The following is a 16,944-nucleotide window of genomic DNA, read 5'->3' on the forward strand; positions in this document are numbered from 1 at the left end:
TTCTAATGGTTACTATTGCCCCCATTTTACTGCGATTGCCACCTTATGGCTAACCCTGACGATTTACCCCTTATAACGACTCTTTGAGCGTTGTATAATCCTGACCTCATTTGCCTTAATGCGTCTTAACGCAGGATGTTTAGGAAACCTCATGGAACAATTTATCGAGTTCGCCACAAACAACATCTTCCTAGTGCTTGCCTGGTTTGCAACACTGGCGCTGTTGTTGGTCACTGAGAGCCGTAAAGGTGGCAAGTCTGTATCCACGGGCGAAGCAACATCAATGATGAACAAACAAAACGCCGTTGTTCTGGATGTTCGCGCCAAAAAAGAGTGGGAAACCGGTCACATCACCGGTGCAAAACACATTCCTCTGGCTGACCTGCCTCGTCGTATAGGTGAGCTTGAGAAATTCAAATCACGCCCAATCATCGTTGTTTGCAACCTAGGACAAACAGCGGGTTCTGCGTGCAAGCAACTTAAAGACGCTGGCTTTGAAAACGTCGTTCGCATGCAAGGCGGTATGACTGAATGGAAAGGTCAAAGTCTGCCAGTGGTTAAGAAGGGCTGATCATGAGCGTCCTGATCTACAGCTCTGATTGGTGCCCGTTCTGTACACGCGCCAAAATGTTGCTGTCCCATAAAGGTGTCCAGTTTGAAGAGATCAACGTGGATGGCAACCCAACACGTCGACAAGAGATGATGGATCGCTCCGGTCGACGTACTGTGCCTCAGATTTTTATTGGCGATCTGCATATCGGCGGATGTGATGATCTGTTTGCACTCGAACAACAGGGAAAACTCGACTCCCTACTGAATCAAAATGGATAAGGAATAGACATGTCTGAGAACGATCAAGCCGCACAACAACAATCAAACCCACAGTTTGCAGTCCAGCGCCTCTTCCTGAAGGACGTTTCTCTGGAAACTCCAAACAGCCCACAAGTGTTCACCAAGCAGTGGAAACCAGAAATCAATCTGGAAATGAACACCACGACGAACGCCCTAAGCGCAGACCACTTTGAAGTGGTTTTAACCTTAACGGTAACGGCGAAAAACGAGGGCGAAACCGCCTTCTTAGTTGAAGTTCACCAAGCGGGTATTTTCTTGGTTTCTGGTATGGGCGAGCGCGAACAAGCGCACGCACTGGGCGCTTTCTGCCCGAACGTGCTGTTCCCATACGCGCGTGAAGCGGTGGATAACATGGTAACCAAAGCAAGCTTCCCTCCATTGATGCTGGCTCCGGTTAACTTTGATGCATTGTTTGCACAAAAGCTACAGCGCGCAGCCGCTGAAGCTCAAGGCCAAACAGAAGAAGCGACTCACTGATCCCTGAGTCACTTTTTTGCAGCGCTTACTGAGTAGGCGCTGCTTTCTCCTTTTTATCATCCCCTTTCGCGATATCGACTTGCTGCTTGGTTTTCTTATCAACCCAGCGAACAAGGTCTACCCACATACGACTGATCTCATTGGCTTTAGGCATAATCCCCGCATGCTTAAGCTCGATGGTCATGACCGGAATCTTTTTCACAAACCAAGCGTAATTGCCCAAAGAGCCAGGGTACGTCCCCAGTTGCTTTAAGTACAAAGGCCCAAGACGACTCGGCGGCTGAATGCTATTCCCATCAAAATCCAAAATACCGTGCGGTGCATGCACCGAAACAATCACGGTTGGTTTGTACTCATCAATCAGTTGATGGATCACCTGCGTCTCGGGTTCCGATAACGGCGCTTTACCTGGGTAATATCGGGCTCGGCGTTTAGCACGCTCTTGCCAATGCGCCAGTGGGTTGGCAAATCCTTCAGCGGGTGTGAAATTTCGGTTTAAATCCACATCGTTGGCATTCACGCGTGTAGAGCGCTTTTTTAGAAGACCATCGGGGTTGGCCAAAGGCACAAAGTGCCAGTCATAAGAGCCACTGTGATGTTCAAGCAGAGTGTTCAACCACTTAAAGGTCACACTGACACTTGAATACTCATCCCCATGGATACCCCCGATGAACAAAATACGAGGCGCTTGCGAAGAGTCGGCCGGGAAGTGTTTTTCAACAATGGGCAAACCGTTAACCGAGTAAAAGCGAGGCGCATTAAAGCCAACCTTTCGGCACTCCTTCTCGGAAACGCTCGAGAGCTTAGCGCCAATTTTATGGCAAAGATCATTCACCAAGGTCGAGGGTGAAACCTCCTTGGTGACCGGCGAGGTGTCCGCATTGGCCTGTACTGCGGGGACAGTACTCAAAGCAGCACTTAAGATACCCGCCATAAGAAGCGATCTATTCAACTTCATCGGTTATTACTCATTCATCGAAAAGCATATTATCGGCAGAGCCTAACATTTAGGCACAAAAAAACCGGCCTATAATGCCGGTTTTTTTAGGGAAAACCCAGTTTAGCGTGTGGTACGCAACATACGACGAATGTCACGATTAAGTGGCAAGCGGAAATCCTCGGATGCCAATACACGACTGTCCATTACGCTCACCAGACGCGCATTCACATACACGTATTCACCACCCACAGCATACGTACCTACCAATACGGCCTGTGCATCGTGCTCCACACTGACGTGACGAAGCTCACGTGACAACATGAATTCCCCGGCGCGCGGCTGCATGTATAGACTGTTACGTAAACGCAGTTCAACCACGTTGAAACCGCTATCGACCATTCGACCGGCAATAGAGTCACCCACTAAGCGTCCAAACGTTGAGGACTCTTGCAGGTTATCAATGCTGGCAAAGCTGGTTGCCAAAATCGCTTGATCTTTATTGATCGGCTTAACCGCCTGTTTGATCAACGAGCTGGTGATATCGGAGACTTCATCGACTAGATCAACCGATTGATCGGATACACGCGGTTTCACATCGCTCGATGAACACCCGGTCAGTAATACCGCGCCCATGACCAGAGCCAAAGACGTTTTAATCCACTTAGGCTTTACAGAGATCGCCATCACATCACCTCCTCTTATCGATCCGTCACGCTGATGGTGCGGGTCTGTTTAACAGGCGGCTGATACTGAGACTTATCACCTGAGTTGATGTAGTAGATGTTGGTCGAAGAGTGCAACAGACGGCCGCCTTCGGTGACACGAGTTGTGATCGCGATTTCGGTATCGGTTTCATCCACCAAATTACCGGCCAGCGCATCAGCAACCAGTGCAACAGGAAGTGCAACCAAACCAGGCTCTGACCATGTAGAGGCGATCGACAATACGCCAATGCCTGCGGTTAGGGCTGTGTAGGTGCCTTCGGGTTGACGCACATGACCTTGGTCTTTGTGCTCAACAAGGTTCACATCGTACGAAACCTCGGTGCGCGCTGGGTTCATCATGACGGTGGCGCCATCTTGAACCAGCTCGCTCATCAGAAGCTCGCGGAATGTGTTATCAAACGCTGTGCCAGTTTTACCCGGTACAACGTACAATGGTCGGTCCTTCAACTGCTGAACAATCCCTTTGGCTTCAAAGTCCGCAAGGACTTGCCAATGATGCATCGCCTGCATCTTTTTCTGTTCAGTCAGTGGGTAAGATTGCGCGATTGGCGCTTGCGAAGTATGCGCGTAGAAGCATCCTTGTAAACTGAGAGCCGCCGCTCCCAACAGAAAAGCCTTCTTCATCATCGAGTCCTTGTACTGCATCCGTTTTATGCTGCTTACATAGTAAGCGATTTGGTTGCTAAGGTACACGATATAACTGCATTTAGCCTGAACAACCTTGATATCCGAGTTGTCGCCACGCTTCATAAACCACAATCGCACACGCATTGGATAAATTTAGGCTGCGGCTGTCCGCCAACATAGGTAATCGGATGCGTTGTTCAGGGGGTAATTCATCCCGAACACTCGGTGGTAGCCCTCGTGTTTCAGGCCCCAACAAAATCACATCTCCCGCTTTAAAAGTGACATCACTGTGCGGTTTCGAACCCTTAGTGGTCATGGCGTACACGGTTGGATGGCCTAAGCTTTCTAAGCACTCATCCAGAGAATCATGGACACCTAAATTAGCAAATTCGTGGTAATCAAGTCCGGCTCGGCGCAGCTTTTTATCATCAAGATCAAACCCCAACGGTTTAATCAGATGCAACTGAAAACCGGTGTTCGCACACAATCGAATGATGTTACCGGTGTTGGGCGGGATTTCGGGTTCGTATAAAACTACGTGCAACATAAAAAAGGCCTGTTCAATAAACAGGCCTATTATACGTTAATTCAGATCACATTTAGAGAGATCACTCCTCTTCGGAGCCATCCACCTCCATGTGGAGCTCTTTGATTTTACGCGTCAAGGTATTACGACCCCACCCCAACAACTCAGCCGCATCACGACGTCGACCGGCCGTATGCTTCAATGCCGTTTCGATCATGATCTTTTCAAACGCCGGTACCGCTGCATCCAGGATGCCTTTTTTACCTGAGGCCAGTTGTTGATCCGACCAGTTACGAAGCGCGTGCTCCCAGTTGGAAGTTGTCACTTCCGCCTTACCTTGCTGGTCCAATAGCTCTGGTGGCATGTCCGAAGTCAGCACCTCGCGGCCAGAGGCCATAACGGTTAACCAACGGCAGGTGTTCTCCAATTGACGCACATTACCCGGCCACGCTAACTCGCACATAAAGGCTTCGGTTTCAGGCTTCAGCACTTTCGGCTCTACGGCCAACTCTTCTGCAGAGCGCTGCAAGAAGTGACGCGCTAAACGCGGGATATCTTCACGACGCTCAGAGAGTTTCGGAATATGAATCCGAATAACATTTAAGCGGTGAAATAAATCCTCACGGAAGCGCCCTTGCTGTACCAGCCCTTCTAAGTTTTGGTGTGTTGCGGCAATGATCCGCACATCGACCTTTACGGGCGTGTGCCCACCAACACGATAGAACTCACCATCGGCCAACACGCGCAGTAAACGGGTCTGAGTTTCGGCGGGCATATCACCGATCTCATCCAAAAAGAGAGTGCCGCCATCGGCTTGCTCGAAACGACCACGACGACCAGAAGCCGCCCCTGTGAATGCGCCTTTTTCGTGACCAAAGAGTTCTGATTCGATCAGATCTTTTGGAATGGCCGCCATGTTCAGCGGAATAAACGGCTGACTCGCGCGCGGGCTGTGCTTGTGAAGCGCATGGGCCACCAGCTCTTTACCAGTACCGGACTCACCGTTGATCAACACCGTGATGTTCGAGTGCGACAGACGCCCGATGGCGCGAAACACCTCTTGCATGGCAGGCGCTTCACCGATGATCTCAGCGGTGTCGAACTCCTCTTCCATCGCTTCTTCGGATTTTTGCTCGTGAGCGTGTTCAACGGCGCGCTTCACTAGACTTACCGCCTCATCCACATCGAAAGGTTTTGGCAGATATTCAAACGCGCCACCTTGATACGATGCCACGGCGCTGTCGAGGTCCGAATGCGCTGTCATGATAATCACCGGCATGGTCGCGTAAGCGGCACGGATCTGATCAAGCATTTCGAGACCATCAGTCCCCGGCATACGGATGTCACTGACGATGGTGTCCGGCACTTCATGCTTCAGTTGCTTCAAGAGATCATCGGCGGTTTCAAAGGTACGAATCTCAAAGCCCAGTTGATCCAATGCTCTCTCTAACACCCAACGAATCGACCGATCATCGTCCACTATCCATACTTTGCCGGACATTTTCATTCTTTTAGCTCCAAAGGAATATACAGTGAGAAACGTGTGCAGCCAGGTTCGCTGGAACATTCAATCAAACCATGATGCTGGTTGATGATCGATTGAGCGATCGACAAGCCAAGCCCAGACCCTTCAGCACGGCCGCTGATCATGGGATAAAAGACATTACTCAGCATCTCTGCTGGAATACCGGGGCCATTGTCGATGATGTCTAAACAACACACTAAGCGATGACGCTCTGAACCGAGCGTCACCTGTCGTTTGGCACGTGTTTTTAGGGTAATCAGCGGGTCTGCCGTTCCGCTTTCTTGAAGCGCCTGCATGGCATTGCGCACAATATTTAGGACCGCTTGGATCAGCTGCTCGGTATCCCCAGCAAATTCTGGGATACTCGGGTCATAATCCTTCACAAACTGAAGACGCCCTTCGCTTTCTACATTCACCAAGGTACAAACACGCTCAAGCACAGCATGCACGTTCACCTCTTCCACCTTAGGCAGTTTGTGCGGACCTAATAAGCGATCGACCAAATTACGTAGACGATCCGCCTCTTCTATGATGATCTGGGTGTATTCGTGCAGATTTTCATCGGCCAGTTCACGCTCCAATAATTGCGCCGCACCTCGGATACCACCCAGCGGATTTTTGATCTCATGCGCCATGCCGCGCACCAGATTACGGGTAGTTGCATGCCGATTTAGCAGCTCCTCCTCACGCTCGATCCGCAACAGGCGATCCCGAGCCTGTATCTCGATCAGCAATGCGGTGTTCTTCCCCACCAACATCGGATTAACACTGTAATCGACGGTAATCTCGTGGCCGTTCATGGCACGCAACTTCGCTTCACGACGTGTGTAGGCATGGCCCGATACAACCGTCGACTTCAGCACCGAGATCTCTTCCGGATCCTGGGAGAGCCAATCTTCGACCTGACAGGCACTTAAGCGCTTTGCTGTCGCCTCGAGCAACATCTCGGCTGCCGGGTTCATGTATTCAATCTGAAGGGACTCATCAAGCAGGATCACACTGGTCGATAAGTTTTCTAAGATGTGCTTGTGCGTTCTATTTATGAACATCCTTGATGCCACCTATTCGTTTCATCTGAAAATGCAAAAATGGAGCCAACTATCTATTTTTACTCGCATTTCCCGCAATCCCTTGAACTCCGTAAGTATTTACGCCTTATCTTTAAGCAGAGCGCACCACAAGAGTGCACCAAAGCAGTGCAGACCCGCAAGCCTCTTTTCAACGAAATCAACCGCACAGAATTGCAGGCAAAAAAAAACCTCCCAGAGGGAGGCTTTTTTGTTACGAATCCGTATTACACAGAGTAGTACAGGTCGTATTCCAGTGGGTGAGTTGTCTGACTGATCTTCTGAGCTTCCTCAGTTTTCAGATCGATGTAAGCGTCGATCATGTCGTCAGTGAATACACCGCCTTTGGTCAAGAATTCACGGTCTGCATCCAGTGCAGCCAGTGCTTCTTCCAAAGAAGCTGCTACTTGAGGGATTTGAGCCGCTTCTTCAGCTGGCAGATCGTACAGGTCTTTGTCCGCAGACTCGCCTGGGTGGATCTTGTTCTGGATACCGTCTAGACCCGCCATCATCAGCGCAGCGAACGCCAAGTATGGGTTAGCGATTGGGTCAGGGAAACGAGTCTCGATACGACGCGCTTTTTCGCTTGTTACGTATGGGATACGGATAGAAGCAGAACGGTTACGAGCTGAGTAAGCCAGCATTACAGGCGCTTCGAAGCCAGGAACCAGACGCTTGTAAGAGTTAGTACCCGGGTTAGTGATCGCATTCAGCGCTTTAGCGTGCTTGATGATACCACCGATGTAGAACAGAGCTGTTTCGCTCAGGCCAGCGTACGCATCACCTGCGAAGATGTTTTTGCCATCTTTCGTCAAAGATTGGTGAACGTGCATACCAGAACCGTTGTCACCAACGATTGGCTTAGGCATAAAGGTAGCTGTTTTGCCGTAAGCGTGAGCAACGTTGTGTACGCAGTATTTCAGTACTTGTACTTCGTCTGCTTTTTTAACCAGAGTGTTAGCACCCGCACCGATCTCACACTGACCAGCCGTTGCTACTTCGTGGTGGTGTACTTCAACGTCCAGACCCATTGCCGTCATAGCGTTACACATGTTGCCACGCAGATCGTGCAGGGAATCAACGGGTGGTACTGGGAAGTAACCGCCTTTAACACGTGGACGGTGACCTGTGTTACCGCCTTCGAACTTGCTGCTAGAAGACCAAGCCGCTTCTTCAGAAGAAACTGTGTAACCACAGCCACTCATGTCAGCGTGGAAGTGAACTTCGTCGAAGATGAAGAATTCTGGTTCTGGACCGAAGAAAGCCGTGTCAGCGATACCTGTAGATTTCAGGTACTCTTCTGCACGCTTAGCAACAGAACGTGGGTCACGCTCGTAACCTTGGCCAGTAGCAGGCTCAACGATGTCACAACGAACGATAACTGTTGATTCTTCAGCAAATGGATCCATTACAGATGCGCTGTCGTCTGGCAGCAGGATCATGTCAGATTCGTTAATGCCCTTCCAACCTTGGATAGAAGAACCATCAAACATTTTGCCTTCTTCAAAGAAGTCATCACCCATCTGATGAACAGGGATGGTTACGTGCTGTTCTTTACCTTTAGTATCAGTGAAACGCAGATCAACCCACTTCACTTCATTTTCTTCGATTAACTTCAGAGTCTTCTCTGACATTTGGCTCTCTCCACATTTAGAATTTGCCAGACGCGTTATGACAATCGCTCGTCTACCGTTAGGCTTTTTGCTAGTTGGAATCTAAATAGCAAATCTTATGCCACCTCACCAACGCCCAAAAACGGGCATTTCGCGCACCCTCAGGGAACATTAACGCACCAACTTGAAACACACCAACAAAATACGCACCAAAACAATGCAAAAACAGAGTCAGGCATGGTCCGATTTGAGGCTTTTCGCATCTTACTCCATGCAATAAAAAAGTGCTCCCCTAAATAATCTTCGTTACCTTCAAATTAACCGAATGTCTACAAAATAAACTGTGTATAATGCGCGCTTTGTAAACAATCCCACTAGGTATCTCCACGTGATTGAGAAGCTGAGAAATATCGCCATCATTGCGCACGTTGACCATGGTAAAACCACACTGGTCGACAAACTGTTGTCGCAATCTGGCACACTGGGCCGCCGTGACGAAGGCGCCGAACGCATCATGGACTCCAACGACCAGGAAAAAGAACGCGGCATCACCATCCTGGCGAAAAACACCGCTATCGAATGGAACGGCTACCACATCAACATCGTTGATACCCCTGGGCACGCCGACTTCGGTGGTGAGGTTGAGCGCGTACTGTCGATGGTTGATTGCGTATTGCTGTTGGTTGACGCCGTTGATGGCCCAATGCCTCAGACTCGATTCGTAACTCAAAAAGCGTTCGACCAAGGCCTGAACCCAATCGTGGTGGTTAACAAGGTTGACCGTCCAGGCGCGAACCCAGACCAAGCGGTTGATAAAGTATTCGACCTGTTTGACTCTTTAGGTGCGACCGATGAACAGCTGGACTTCCCGATCATCTACGCTTCAGCCCTGAACGGTATCGCCGGTACAGAGCACGAGAACCTAGCGGACGACATGACTCCGCTGTTCGAAGCGATCGTATCTAACGTAGCGCCACCCGAAGTTGACCAAGACGGTCCTTTCCAAATGCAGATCTCTGCTCTGGATTACAACAGCTACGTAGGTGTTATCGGTGTCGGCCGTGTTAAACGTGGCGTGGCTAAGCTGAACCAACCTGTGAAAATCATCGACCGTGAAGGCAAAGTCCGCTCAGGTCGTATCCAGAAGATCATGGGTTACCTTGGTCTTGAGCGTGTTGATGTAGAAGAAGCGCGTGCAGGTGATATCGTTTGTATCACAGGTATCGATGAGCTGAACATCTCCGACACACTGTGTGACCCAGAAAAAGTAGAAGCGTTACCCGCGCTGAGCGTTGACGAGCCTACCGTATCGATGACGTTCCAAGTCAACGACTCTCCATTCGCGGGTCAAGACGGTAAGTTCATCACCAGCCGTAACATCAAAGACCGTTTGGATCGCGAACTGATCCACAACGTAGCTCTGCGTGTTGAACAAGGCGACTCACCAGACAAATTCCGCGTATCTGGCCGTGGCGAGCTGCACTTGTCCGTTCTGATCGAGACAATGCGTCGTGAAGGTTACGAGCTGGGCGTATCGCGTCCAGAAGTTATCCAGAAAGAGATCGACGGTGAAATCCAAGAGCCGTACGAATTGGTTATGATCGACGTTGAAGATCACCACCAAGGCGGCATCATCGAAGAGCTGGGTAAACGTAAAGGCGACATGACCAACATGGAAGTCGATCCATCTGGCCGTGTTCGTTTGACCTTTATGATCCCATCTCGTGGATTGATCGGTTTCCGTAGCCAGTTCCTGACCCTGACCTCTGGTACAGGCATCATGACATCGATCTTCGATCATTACGGCCCAGTGAAAGAAGGTGACGTTATCTTCCGTAACAACGGTGTATTGGTTTCGATGGTAACCGGTAAGGTTCTGGGCTACTCACTGTTCAGCTTACAAGAACGTGGCCGTCTGTTCATCGACCCGAACATCGATGTTTACGAAGGCATGATCATCGGTATCCACAGCCGCAGCAACGACTTGGCCGTTAACCCAACCAAGGGTAAGCAGCTGACCAACGTTCGTGCGTCAGGTACCGATGAAAACATTCTACTAACACCACCGATTCGTTTCTCGCTTGAACAAGCGCTGGACTTTATCGAAGACGACGAGCTGGTAGAAGTGACTCCAAACTTCATCCGTTTGCGTAAAAAGCTGCTAACCGAGAACGAGCGTAAGCGCGCCTCCCGTAGCGGTAAGTAATCGATACTGATCGATCAAGAGCGGCTTAGGCCGCTCTTTTTTTGCCCAGATGAGGGAACCGATCGTTTCCAATCCTGACTCATTGGTTATACTGAACCCAATGCACTGTTTCAGGATGAGATCATGCGCACCTTATACCCCGATATCCACCCTTATCACCACCAGATGATTGATGTCGGTGACGGACACCAACTCTATGTCGAGCAAAGCGGTAACGCCGAAGGCATACCCGTACTGTTCGTACACGGCGGCCCAGGCGGCGGCACCCAACCCGCCCATCGCAGTTTTTTCAATCCGGAAAAATACCGCATCATTCTGTTTGATCAGCGAGGCTGCGGAAAGTCTAAGCCTCATGCCTCCCTTGAGCACAACACCTCCCAAGCACTGGTTGCTGATATGGAGACGATTCGCCAAGCCCTTAACATTGATAGCTGGGTCTTATTCGGTGGCTCATGGGGATCAACACTCAGCTTGCTTTACGCCGAAGCTTATCCACAGCACGTCGACGGGTTAATCCTTCGCGGCATATTTCTTAGCCGCGCAAAAGACATTGCTTGGCTCTACCAAGAGGGCGCAAGCCGAGTATTCCCAGATGGCTGGGAATCCTTCATCAAGAAAATTCCGGAAACGGAACGAGACCACTTTATTCAAGCCTATTACAAACGACTCATCTCAGATAATGAGCTAGAACGTATGTCGGCCGCAAAAGCCTGGTCTATTTGGGAGGGTTGCTGCTCTACATTATTGCCTAATCCAGATGTGGTAGATCACTTTGGCGACCCACAGATTGCGCTCTCGATGGCACGCATTGAAGCCCATTACTTTATCAATCAGTCGTTTCTATCAGAGAATCAAATTCTCAATAACGCCGACAAGCTAAGTGGCATACCGACCACACTGGTGCACGGTCGATATGATATGGTCTGCCCGATTGATCAAGCCTATGACCTAGCCAAAGCAATGCCGCATGCTCAGTTACACATCGTCCGCGAGGCTGGACACTCCGCCTTTGAGAAAGGGATTGTGGATAACTTGATTGCCGCCACCGACCAGTTCGCAGAATCATTGGCTTAATAGCTTAAGGACTATTTTTTGAAAGCACTGATCCAACGAGTGAGTGAGGCCAGCGTCACCGTCAGTGGCGAACGCATCGGCGAGATCGATACAGGCATTCTGGTTTTATTGGGTGTAGAAAAAGAGGACGACTCTGCACGTGCCGATAAGTTACTTAAAAAGATTCTAGGTTACCGAATCTTCCCTGATGAGACGGGCCGGATGAATCTGAATGTTCAGCAAGCCGGTGGTGGGTTGTTAATCGTTTCACAGTTCACCCTGGTAGCCGACACCGCTAAAGGCTTAAGACCTGGTTTTTCCAATGGTGGCAGCCCAGAGCACGGTGAAAAGATGTACGACTACCTCGTGGAGCAAGCTCGTCTACTCCACCCCCAAGTGGCTACCGGACAGTTTGGTGCTGACATGAAAGTTGCTCTGCTCAACGACGGTCCGGTGACCTTTTGGTTGGAGTCTTAGCGTGGGGTATCCAGCAAGTCCTTCAAATGCGCCCGAGCATCCTCTACCTCGGGCGAGCTTTCAAGTCGCATTCGCGCGCTGTAATACTGATGATTAAACAGATCAAAGTAGGCATTCATGACATCCGCCGGATACTCATCTCCCATACACTCAAGCACGGCCGCTGCCACTTCTGCTGTACACAAGTGATGTGACTCATTTGCCTGACGTAAGCGGTACCGCGATTCAGCATGAATACTGGGCTCAAAAACTGGAAGGTCATCCAAGTAACGACTGTGTCGAAACATACGCCTCGCTTGACGCCAAGTGCCATCCAGAATCATGAAAGCAGGTGTCTTCCCACTGGCTTTGATCTCGTTCACATCGACCATTCGATGTTGATAATCCTGATCCTTCGGGAACACAATGACCGGATAAAAGCGCTCGTCTTCCAAAGCGGATAGAAACTCAGCCGAGGGCTCTAAGCGAGACCACTCAAACGTCTGGCTGCCTTTCACCGTATCCAAAATAAGGCGACCCGTATTAGTGGGTTTGTAGACTTCATTCTTGTGCGTCATCAGCCAAAAAATCGACTCAGCCGAAATGTTTGGTTTATCCGCACACAGACAAAAGACGCCGGGCATTAAACACCCTTCACACCGCGCAATTCGTGAGCCTCTCGCAACGAAGGGTTTGCGAGGCGCATTCGGATCAAATGCCATTTATTGGAGCCTATTTGCCGAGCTATCGTGTTCCGCAAAGAGTGACGGAGATCCCCCCCACTCTAAAAACTGACTGCCACGATGCAACCAATGCAAGGTTTGGTGCAGTTCTTGGTAACTGAGTGTACTGACGGCGACAGGATCATCCGTCTCATGGGTAAAAAAAGTCAGGCGATAACGTCCATCTTTATAACTGATGTCCATACGCCGTAAGATCTCGGCTTTATACGCCGAGTGATCTTCTTGCTTAGCAATCACTTGCTCAGGTTTTGGCTGAGCCGAATCGTGTTCAAATTGCGCCATCGCACCTTTATGCTCGGTCGGCGCTTGGCTGACTTTAGTGGAGGTTTTTTGAATCAGCTCCATGGCCAGATCCAACAAGCGGATGACTAAACGGCGGGTTAGCCAGAAGTCAGCACGCGGGTCAGGATTATCGAGATTACCGATCAAACGGATTCGGTCTTCCACTTGGTCGAAATAAAATGAAACAGAAGCAATATTGATCATAACACCTTGACTGCTAAGGGTTGAGGGCGGGAATGATAACGGATCACCCCCCCGTTGTATTCATGAAGCGGACAATTTGAACATCACCATCGTGCGTAAAGTGATGTTTTTCAGGCTTCAGGTGGATCGCTTCGCGAATGGCTTGCTTAACGACCTCAAGCGGTTCATCACTGCTTCGTAGAATCGGTTTTAAATCCACCGAATGCTCATTGCCTAAGCACAATAACAAACGCCCTTCGACCGTCACCCTCACACGATTACACTCGCCACAAAAGTTATGACTGTGAGGTGATATAAACCCAACCTTGGTTTCCGTGTTTTCGATTGCCCAATACTTGGCCGGGCCGCCAGAGTCTGTTTTAAGTGGTTTCAGGTTGTAAGCCGTTTCGATGCGCTCTCGAACCTCATCGCTGGAGCAGAAAGATTCCGCACGATCATGTTCACGAATCACACCCAGCGGCATCTCCTCAATAAAGGAGATATCGATCTTTTTACGAATGGCATAGCGGACAAGATCCAAAATCTCGTCATCGTTGCGGCCTTTTAGGATCACAGCATTCAACTTAATACGCTTAAATCCCGCCGCTTGTGCAGCATCGACACCCTCCAATACTTTGGATAAGCGCCCTGTTCGGGTTAGCTCACGAAATCGATCTTCTTTTAAACTATCCAAGCTGATGTTGATACGATGTAGGCCAGACGCTTTTAATGGTTGTGCCATGGTGACTAACTGTGAGCCATTTGTGGTGACACAAAAATCGCGAAGCCCGGGTAATCTACCCACGCGATCAAAAAGCGATTGCACTCCGCGGCGAACCAGTGGCTCTCCGCCGGTGAAACGAATTTTATCCACACCGAGCTCAGTAAAGGCTTGAGCCACTAACGCAAGCTCTTCGAGCGAAAGCACCTGCTCGCGAGCTAAAAAGGTCATCTTCTCATCCATGCAATAAACACAGCGAAAATCACAGCGGTCAGTAACCGAGATTCTCACGTAGGTCACTTTTCGACCGAAAGGGTCGATCAAGGCTTCGTGTGTATTAATTGGATGATAAGCGTTCAAAATAGATTCACATACTCTGCTGAAAGAGGCCAAACCTGAACAAGCGAGGTCGAATTTAAAACATCGCTCTCTTCAGGGACTTCAATTAACCCATTAGCCTCGACTAAGCCTGATAACTGAGCGGCACCTTGATGCTTAACCGGCGTGACATGAAGCTCAGCTTGTTGATTTATACTGACTTTAGCACGGATATACTCTGTTCGACCCACCTTGGAGTAAATCGGTTCATCCAAAATAGCAGTAACCGGAGACAGAGAAGCAAGTCCTAACGCCCTGCGCAGTGCAGGCTCAACAAAACGTTTAAACGAAACCACCGATGACACTGGGTTACCGGGCAGTCCAAAAAAGAGCATCTCACCTAATCGACCAAAGGCGATCGGTTTACCGGGTTTCATCGCAACACCATACGCCTGAACGCCACCTAACTGCTGAGAGGCTAATCGGATCACATCGGCATCCCCTTGTGATACCCCTGCTGTACTGATGATAAAGTCACACTCCTGAATGGCCTTGCTCAATACACGAAGTACGGTATCAACTCGATCCTCAAGAATACCGTAGTCAATTACATCCACCGGATAAGCACTTAAACTCGCTTTAAGGGAATATCGATTCGCATCATAGATACTGCTTTTATCCGCAAGACTTTCGCCAGGTTCTGTAAGCTCGTTACCAGTGGATAACACACCAATCGTCAAACGCTTAACGACAGATACTTTTTTAATCCCAAGATGAGCTAACAACGCCACTTGAGCCGGCGTAAAACGTGAGTGGGCATCGATAACGAGTGTACCGGCTTCAATCTCCTCTCCTTGAAGGCGGATATTGAGATTGGGTTTTAGCAAAGCTGACTGCAAAGGAAACACTTGGTTCTCTTTAAGCTCAGCTTGCTCAAACGGTATCACGCAATTTGCCTCCTCAGGGAGAGGGGCTCCTGTCATGATTTTAACCGCTTCACCAGCCTTAATTGATGAGGTGCAGAACTCTCCAGCCTTTACCGTATCGATCAACCGATAAGCAGGTTGATCTGATTGGCCATTGTTCACACGAACGGCATAGCCATCCATCGCAGAATGCGTCTGGGTCGGCACATCGATTGGCGATCTAATATCATCTGCTGCCACTCGGCCTAATGCATGGTTGAGATCAATCAACTCCGTACCTTGCTGAGCTTGGATCAAATCGAGGATCAGCGAGCAGCAGGCCTCGACACTCAATAAATCAGACTGGGAGTAGCAACCAGCTTCAGTAGTCACTGTCATGATAGATCCATCAAAGCCGTAATAAAGCTTTGAATCGCTTCTACATCCTGAAGATTTAATACAGGGAGCGATGTTCTAACCTGATCTGGCTCATCCGTTGCTACGGCAATGACGTTGGGGTCCTCCGGATAAATCAGAGGTTTTCCAAGTGATGGGCGGTGTAATTCAACCTTTGGAATCGAATCATGCTTGAAGCCTTCAACCAGCACCAGGTCTAAATGATCAAGATCCATACGGGCTAAGAGTTCTGATAGAACAGGCTCTTTCGGTGTTGGGTTATCAGCCATCAGAGCCCAACGCTGGTCAGATGCAATCAGCATTTGAGCCGCGCCTGATTTTCGAATTTCGTAACTGTCCTTACCGGGATGATCTACCTCAAAGGCATGGTGTGCGTGCTTAATCACTCCAACTCGAACACCTGCATCATTTAATCTCGGTAAGAGCTTTTTCAGTAAGGTGGTTTTACCAGTACCACTCCATGCCGAGATGCCGAGAATCGTCGGCATCGATTGAGCCGATTCCCAATCATCCTTGGTATTTATATTGGTAAAAGCATTGAGAGCATCACTAAAGTCGACTTCCGCATGTGACTGCTGCCTTACCCACTCCTCAACTTTTCGTCCACCTGATTGTAAAAAAACTTCAAGAGAGGGAGCTAAGCTTGTATGAATCAGCCCAACCAAAAGCTGTAATCGTTTTTCGTCTTTGGCAATAACAAGCGAAGTGCCCTCTTTTAACTGACACCTTAATAAGCGACTCACCGTGTCATGAGGTAAATAGGGTAAATCACAAGGCAGGAAAATCAACCAAGGTGTTTGGCAGCTTTTTAATGCACTCAGGATGCCCATCAAAGGTCCTTGATAACCATCCTCATAATCCGTCACAACATCACAACCAAGAGACTGATAGAGATCGACATTTTGATTTGCAGAGATTAAAACGTTGGAAGCATGGCTGTTTAAAAGATCAACCGGATGTTGAATCAGGGCCTTACCACCGATCTTAAGCCAAGCTTTATTCTTTCCCATACGACGAGATAAACCGCCTGCTAAAACGCAGCCTGAAACTTGATCTTTGGATATGAGAGATGGAATAGACACGGTTTTCTCCGCTCGTTGATGCTGACTCAAGAGTACCGGAAAGTCTGTTGCCTTGCATGCTTCAAGGCCCGTAACAGCCAAACGCTTTGTGTCAAAAGAGATAGGGAGATAAAACGAAAAAACCCCGATCACATGGTGACCGGGGTTCCGTATAAAAGCTTGGCGATGACCTACTCTCACATGGGGAGACCCCACACTACCATCGGCGCTAAGGCGTTTCACTTCT

18 protein-coding genes and 1 rRNA gene are annotated in these 16,944 nt (G+C 49.3%); 6 read left to right on the forward strand and 13 right to left on the reverse strand.

Annotation, left to right across the window (positions count from 1 at the left end; translation table 11 throughout):
* Positions 1 to 151 precede the first annotated feature (151 nt).
* From ACXAF9_RS17550 to secB, 3 genes are read left to right on the forward strand one after another with little or no spacing between them, the layout of a single operon-like run.
* Positions 152 to 571 (forward strand): rhodanese-like domain-containing protein, encoded by a 420-nt coding sequence (locus tag ACXAF9_RS17550; RefSeq protein WP_475076541.1) that lies wholly within the window; start codon positions 152 to 154, stop codon positions 569 to 571.
* Between the two features lie 2 nt (positions 572 to 573).
* Positions 574 to 831, forward strand: coding sequence for a glutaredoxin 3 (gene grxC / locus ACXAF9_RS17555; RefSeq protein WP_475076544.1), 258 nt, complete (start codon positions 574 to 576; stop codon positions 829 to 831).
* Positions 832 to 840: 9 nt separating this feature from the next.
* Positions 841 to 1,329, forward strand: coding sequence for a protein-export chaperone SecB (gene secB / locus ACXAF9_RS17560; RefSeq protein WP_475076547.1), 489 nt, complete (start codon positions 841 to 843; stop codon positions 1,327 to 1,329).
* 25 nt (positions 1,330 to 1,354) lie between these two features.
* On the opposite strand, the gene ACXAF9_RS17565 is transcribed toward secB, so the two are convergent.
* The 7 genes from ACXAF9_RS17565 to glnA form a co-directional block, all read right to left on the reverse strand.
* Positions 1,355 to 2,287, reverse strand: a complete 933-nt coding sequence (locus tag ACXAF9_RS17565) for a M14 family zinc carboxypeptidase (protein WP_475076551.1) — start codon at positions 2,285 to 2,287, stop codon at positions 1,355 to 1,357.
* 102 nt (positions 2,288 to 2,389) lie between these two features.
* On the reverse strand, positions 2,390 to 2,953 hold the full coding sequence (locus ACXAF9_RS17570) for a FlgO family outer membrane protein (RefSeq protein ID WP_475076554.1): 564 nt from the start codon (positions 2,951 to 2,953) through the stop codon (positions 2,390 to 2,392).
* 14 nt (positions 2,954 to 2,967) lie between these two features.
* Positions 2,968 to 3,639, reverse strand: a complete 672-nt coding sequence (locus ACXAF9_RS17575; RefSeq protein ID WP_475076556.1) for a hypothetical protein — start codon at positions 3,637 to 3,639, stop codon at positions 2,968 to 2,970.
* A 61-nt stretch (positions 3,640 to 3,700) separates the two neighbouring features.
* Positions 3,701 to 4,168, reverse strand: a complete 468-nt coding sequence (gene trmL / locus ACXAF9_RS17580) for a tRNA (uridine(34)/cytosine(34)/5-carboxymethylaminomethyluridine(34)-2'-O)-methyltransferase TrmL (protein WP_475076558.1) — start codon at positions 4,166 to 4,168, stop codon at positions 3,701 to 3,703.
* Positions 4,169 to 4,229: 61 nt separating this feature from the next.
* Positions 4,230 to 5,654, reverse strand: a complete 1,425-nt coding sequence (ntrC, locus tag ACXAF9_RS17585; protein ID WP_475076559.1) for a nitrogen regulation protein NR(I) — start codon at positions 5,652 to 5,654, stop codon at positions 4,230 to 4,232.
* Positions 5,651 to 6,721 (reverse strand): nitrogen regulation protein NR(II), encoded by a 1,071-nt coding sequence (gene glnL, locus ACXAF9_RS17590; protein ID WP_475076561.1) that lies wholly within the window; start codon positions 6,719 to 6,721, stop codon positions 5,651 to 5,653. Before glnL ends, ntrC begins: the two co-directional genes overlap by 4 nt.
* Before the next feature lie 245 nt (positions 6,722 to 6,966).
* Positions 6,967 to 8,373: a glutamate--ammonia ligase gene (gene glnA / locus ACXAF9_RS17595; RefSeq protein WP_475076563.1), complete on the reverse strand. Its 1,407-nt coding sequence runs from the start codon at positions 8,371 to 8,373 to the stop codon at positions 6,967 to 6,969.
* 367 nt (positions 8,374 to 8,740) lie between these two features.
* On the opposite strand from glnA, the gene typA reads away from it, so the two are divergent.
* The 3 genes from typA (at position 8,741) to dtd (ending at position 12,088) form a co-directional block, all read left to right on the forward strand.
* Positions 8,741 to 10,558 (forward strand): translational GTPase TypA, encoded by a 1,818-nt coding sequence (gene typA, locus ACXAF9_RS17600; RefSeq protein ID WP_475076565.1) that lies wholly within the window; start codon positions 8,741 to 8,743, stop codon positions 10,556 to 10,558.
* A gap of 123 nt (positions 10,559 to 10,681) precedes the next feature.
* Positions 10,682 to 11,632 (forward strand): prolyl aminopeptidase, encoded by a 951-nt coding sequence (pip, locus tag ACXAF9_RS17605; RefSeq protein WP_475076567.1) that lies wholly within the window; start codon positions 10,682 to 10,684, stop codon positions 11,630 to 11,632.
* An 18-nt stretch (positions 11,633 to 11,650) separates the two neighbouring features.
* On the forward strand, positions 11,651 to 12,088 hold the full coding sequence (dtd, locus tag ACXAF9_RS17610; RefSeq protein ID WP_475076569.1) for a D-aminoacyl-tRNA deacylase: 438 nt from the start codon (positions 11,651 to 11,653) through the stop codon (positions 12,086 to 12,088).
* Here the strand turns inward: dtd and ACXAF9_RS17615 are convergent.
* The 6 genes from ACXAF9_RS17615 to rrf form a co-directional block, all read right to left on the reverse strand.
* Entirely contained in the window at positions 12,085 to 12,789 is a 705-nt protein-coding gene (locus ACXAF9_RS17615) for a tRNA-uridine aminocarboxypropyltransferase (protein ID WP_475076572.1), read from the reverse strand. The two genes, dtd and ACXAF9_RS17615, sit on opposite strands and share 4 nt — an antisense overlap.
* Positions 12,790 to 13,296: a hypothetical protein gene (locus ACXAF9_RS17620; protein WP_475076574.1), complete on the reverse strand. Its 507-nt coding sequence runs from the start codon at positions 13,294 to 13,296 to the stop codon at positions 12,790 to 12,792.
* 43 nt (positions 13,297 to 13,339) lie between these two features.
* The gene (moaA, locus tag ACXAF9_RS17625; RefSeq protein ID WP_475076579.1) at positions 13,340 to 14,338 is read right to left on the reverse strand and encodes a GTP 3',8-cyclase MoaA; all 999 of its coding nucleotides are present in this window, start codon (positions 14,336 to 14,338) and stop codon (positions 13,340 to 13,342) included.
* Positions 14,339 to 14,352: 14 nt separating this feature from the next.
* Positions 14,353 to 15,618 (reverse strand): molybdopterin molybdotransferase MoeA, encoded by a 1,266-nt coding sequence (locus ACXAF9_RS17630; RefSeq protein ID WP_475076576.1) that lies wholly within the window; start codon positions 15,616 to 15,618, stop codon positions 14,353 to 14,355.
* Positions 15,615 to 16,850, reverse strand: coding sequence for a molybdopterin-guanine dinucleotide biosynthesis protein MobB (gene mobB, locus ACXAF9_RS17635; RefSeq protein WP_475076581.1), 1,236 nt, complete (start codon positions 16,848 to 16,850; stop codon positions 15,615 to 15,617). The genes ACXAF9_RS17630 and mobB overlap by 4 nt, the downstream gene beginning before the upstream one ends.
* Positions 16,851 to 16,875: 25 nt before the next feature.
* Positions 16,876 to 16,944: ribosomal RNA gene (rrf, locus tag ACXAF9_RS17640) — 5S ribosomal RNA — on the reverse strand; the annotation flags it as partial.

The sequence above is a fragment of the Neptunomonas sp. ABH4_499 genome, from assembly GCF_056160565.1.

What these genes read in the sequence shown, in the direction of transcription:
- ACXAF9_RS17565 (WP_475076551.1), bottom strand. Translation starts at nt 2,287, where the DNA reads ATGAAGTTGAATAGATCGCTTCTTATGGCGGGTATCTTAAGTGCTGCT.
- pip (WP_475076567.1), top strand. Translation starts at nt 10,682, where the DNA reads ATGCGCACCTTATACCCCGATATCCACCCTTATCACCACCAGATGATT.
- ACXAF9_RS17620 (WP_475076574.1), bottom strand. Translation starts at nt 13,296, where the DNA reads ATGATCAATATTGCTTCTGTTTCATTTTATTTCGACCAAGTGGAAGAC.
- glnL (WP_475076561.1), bottom strand. Translation starts at nt 6,721, where the DNA reads ATGTTCATAAATAGAACGCACAAGCACATCTTAGAAAACTTATCGACC.
- ntrC (WP_475076559.1), bottom strand. Translation starts at nt 5,654, where the DNA reads ATGAAAATGTCCGGCAAAGTATGGATAGTGGACGATGATCGGTCGATT.
- ACXAF9_RS17575 (WP_475076556.1), bottom strand. Translation starts at nt 3,639, where the DNA reads ATGCAGTACAAGGACTCGATGATGAAGAAGGCTTTTCTGTTGGGAGCG.
- ACXAF9_RS17630 (WP_475076576.1), bottom strand. Translation starts at nt 15,618, where the DNA reads ATGACAGTGACTACTGAAGCTGGTTGCTACTCCCAGTCTGATTTATTG.
- trmL (WP_475076558.1), bottom strand. Translation starts at nt 4,168, where the DNA reads ATGTTGCACGTAGTTTTATACGAACCCGAAATCCCGCCCAACACCGGT.
- grxC (WP_475076544.1), top strand. Translation starts at nt 574, where the DNA reads ATGAGCGTCCTGATCTACAGCTCTGATTGGTGCCCGTTCTGTACACGC.
- ACXAF9_RS17550 (WP_475076541.1), top strand. Translation starts at nt 152, where the DNA reads ATGGAACAATTTATCGAGTTCGCCACAAACAACATCTTCCTAGTGCTT.
- glnA (WP_475076563.1), bottom strand. Translation starts at nt 8,373, where the DNA reads ATGTCAGAGAAGACTCTGAAGTTAATCGAAGAAAATGAAGTGAAGTGG.
- secB (WP_475076547.1), top strand. Translation starts at nt 841, where the DNA reads ATGTCTGAGAACGATCAAGCCGCACAACAACAATCAAACCCACAGTTT.
- ACXAF9_RS17615 (WP_475076572.1), bottom strand. Translation starts at nt 12,789, where the DNA reads ATGGCATTTGATCCGAATGCGCCTCGCAAACCCTTCGTTGCGAGAGGC.
- ACXAF9_RS17570 (WP_475076554.1), bottom strand. Translation starts at nt 2,953, where the DNA reads ATGGCGATCTCTGTAAAGCCTAAGTGGATTAAAACGTCTTTGGCTCTG.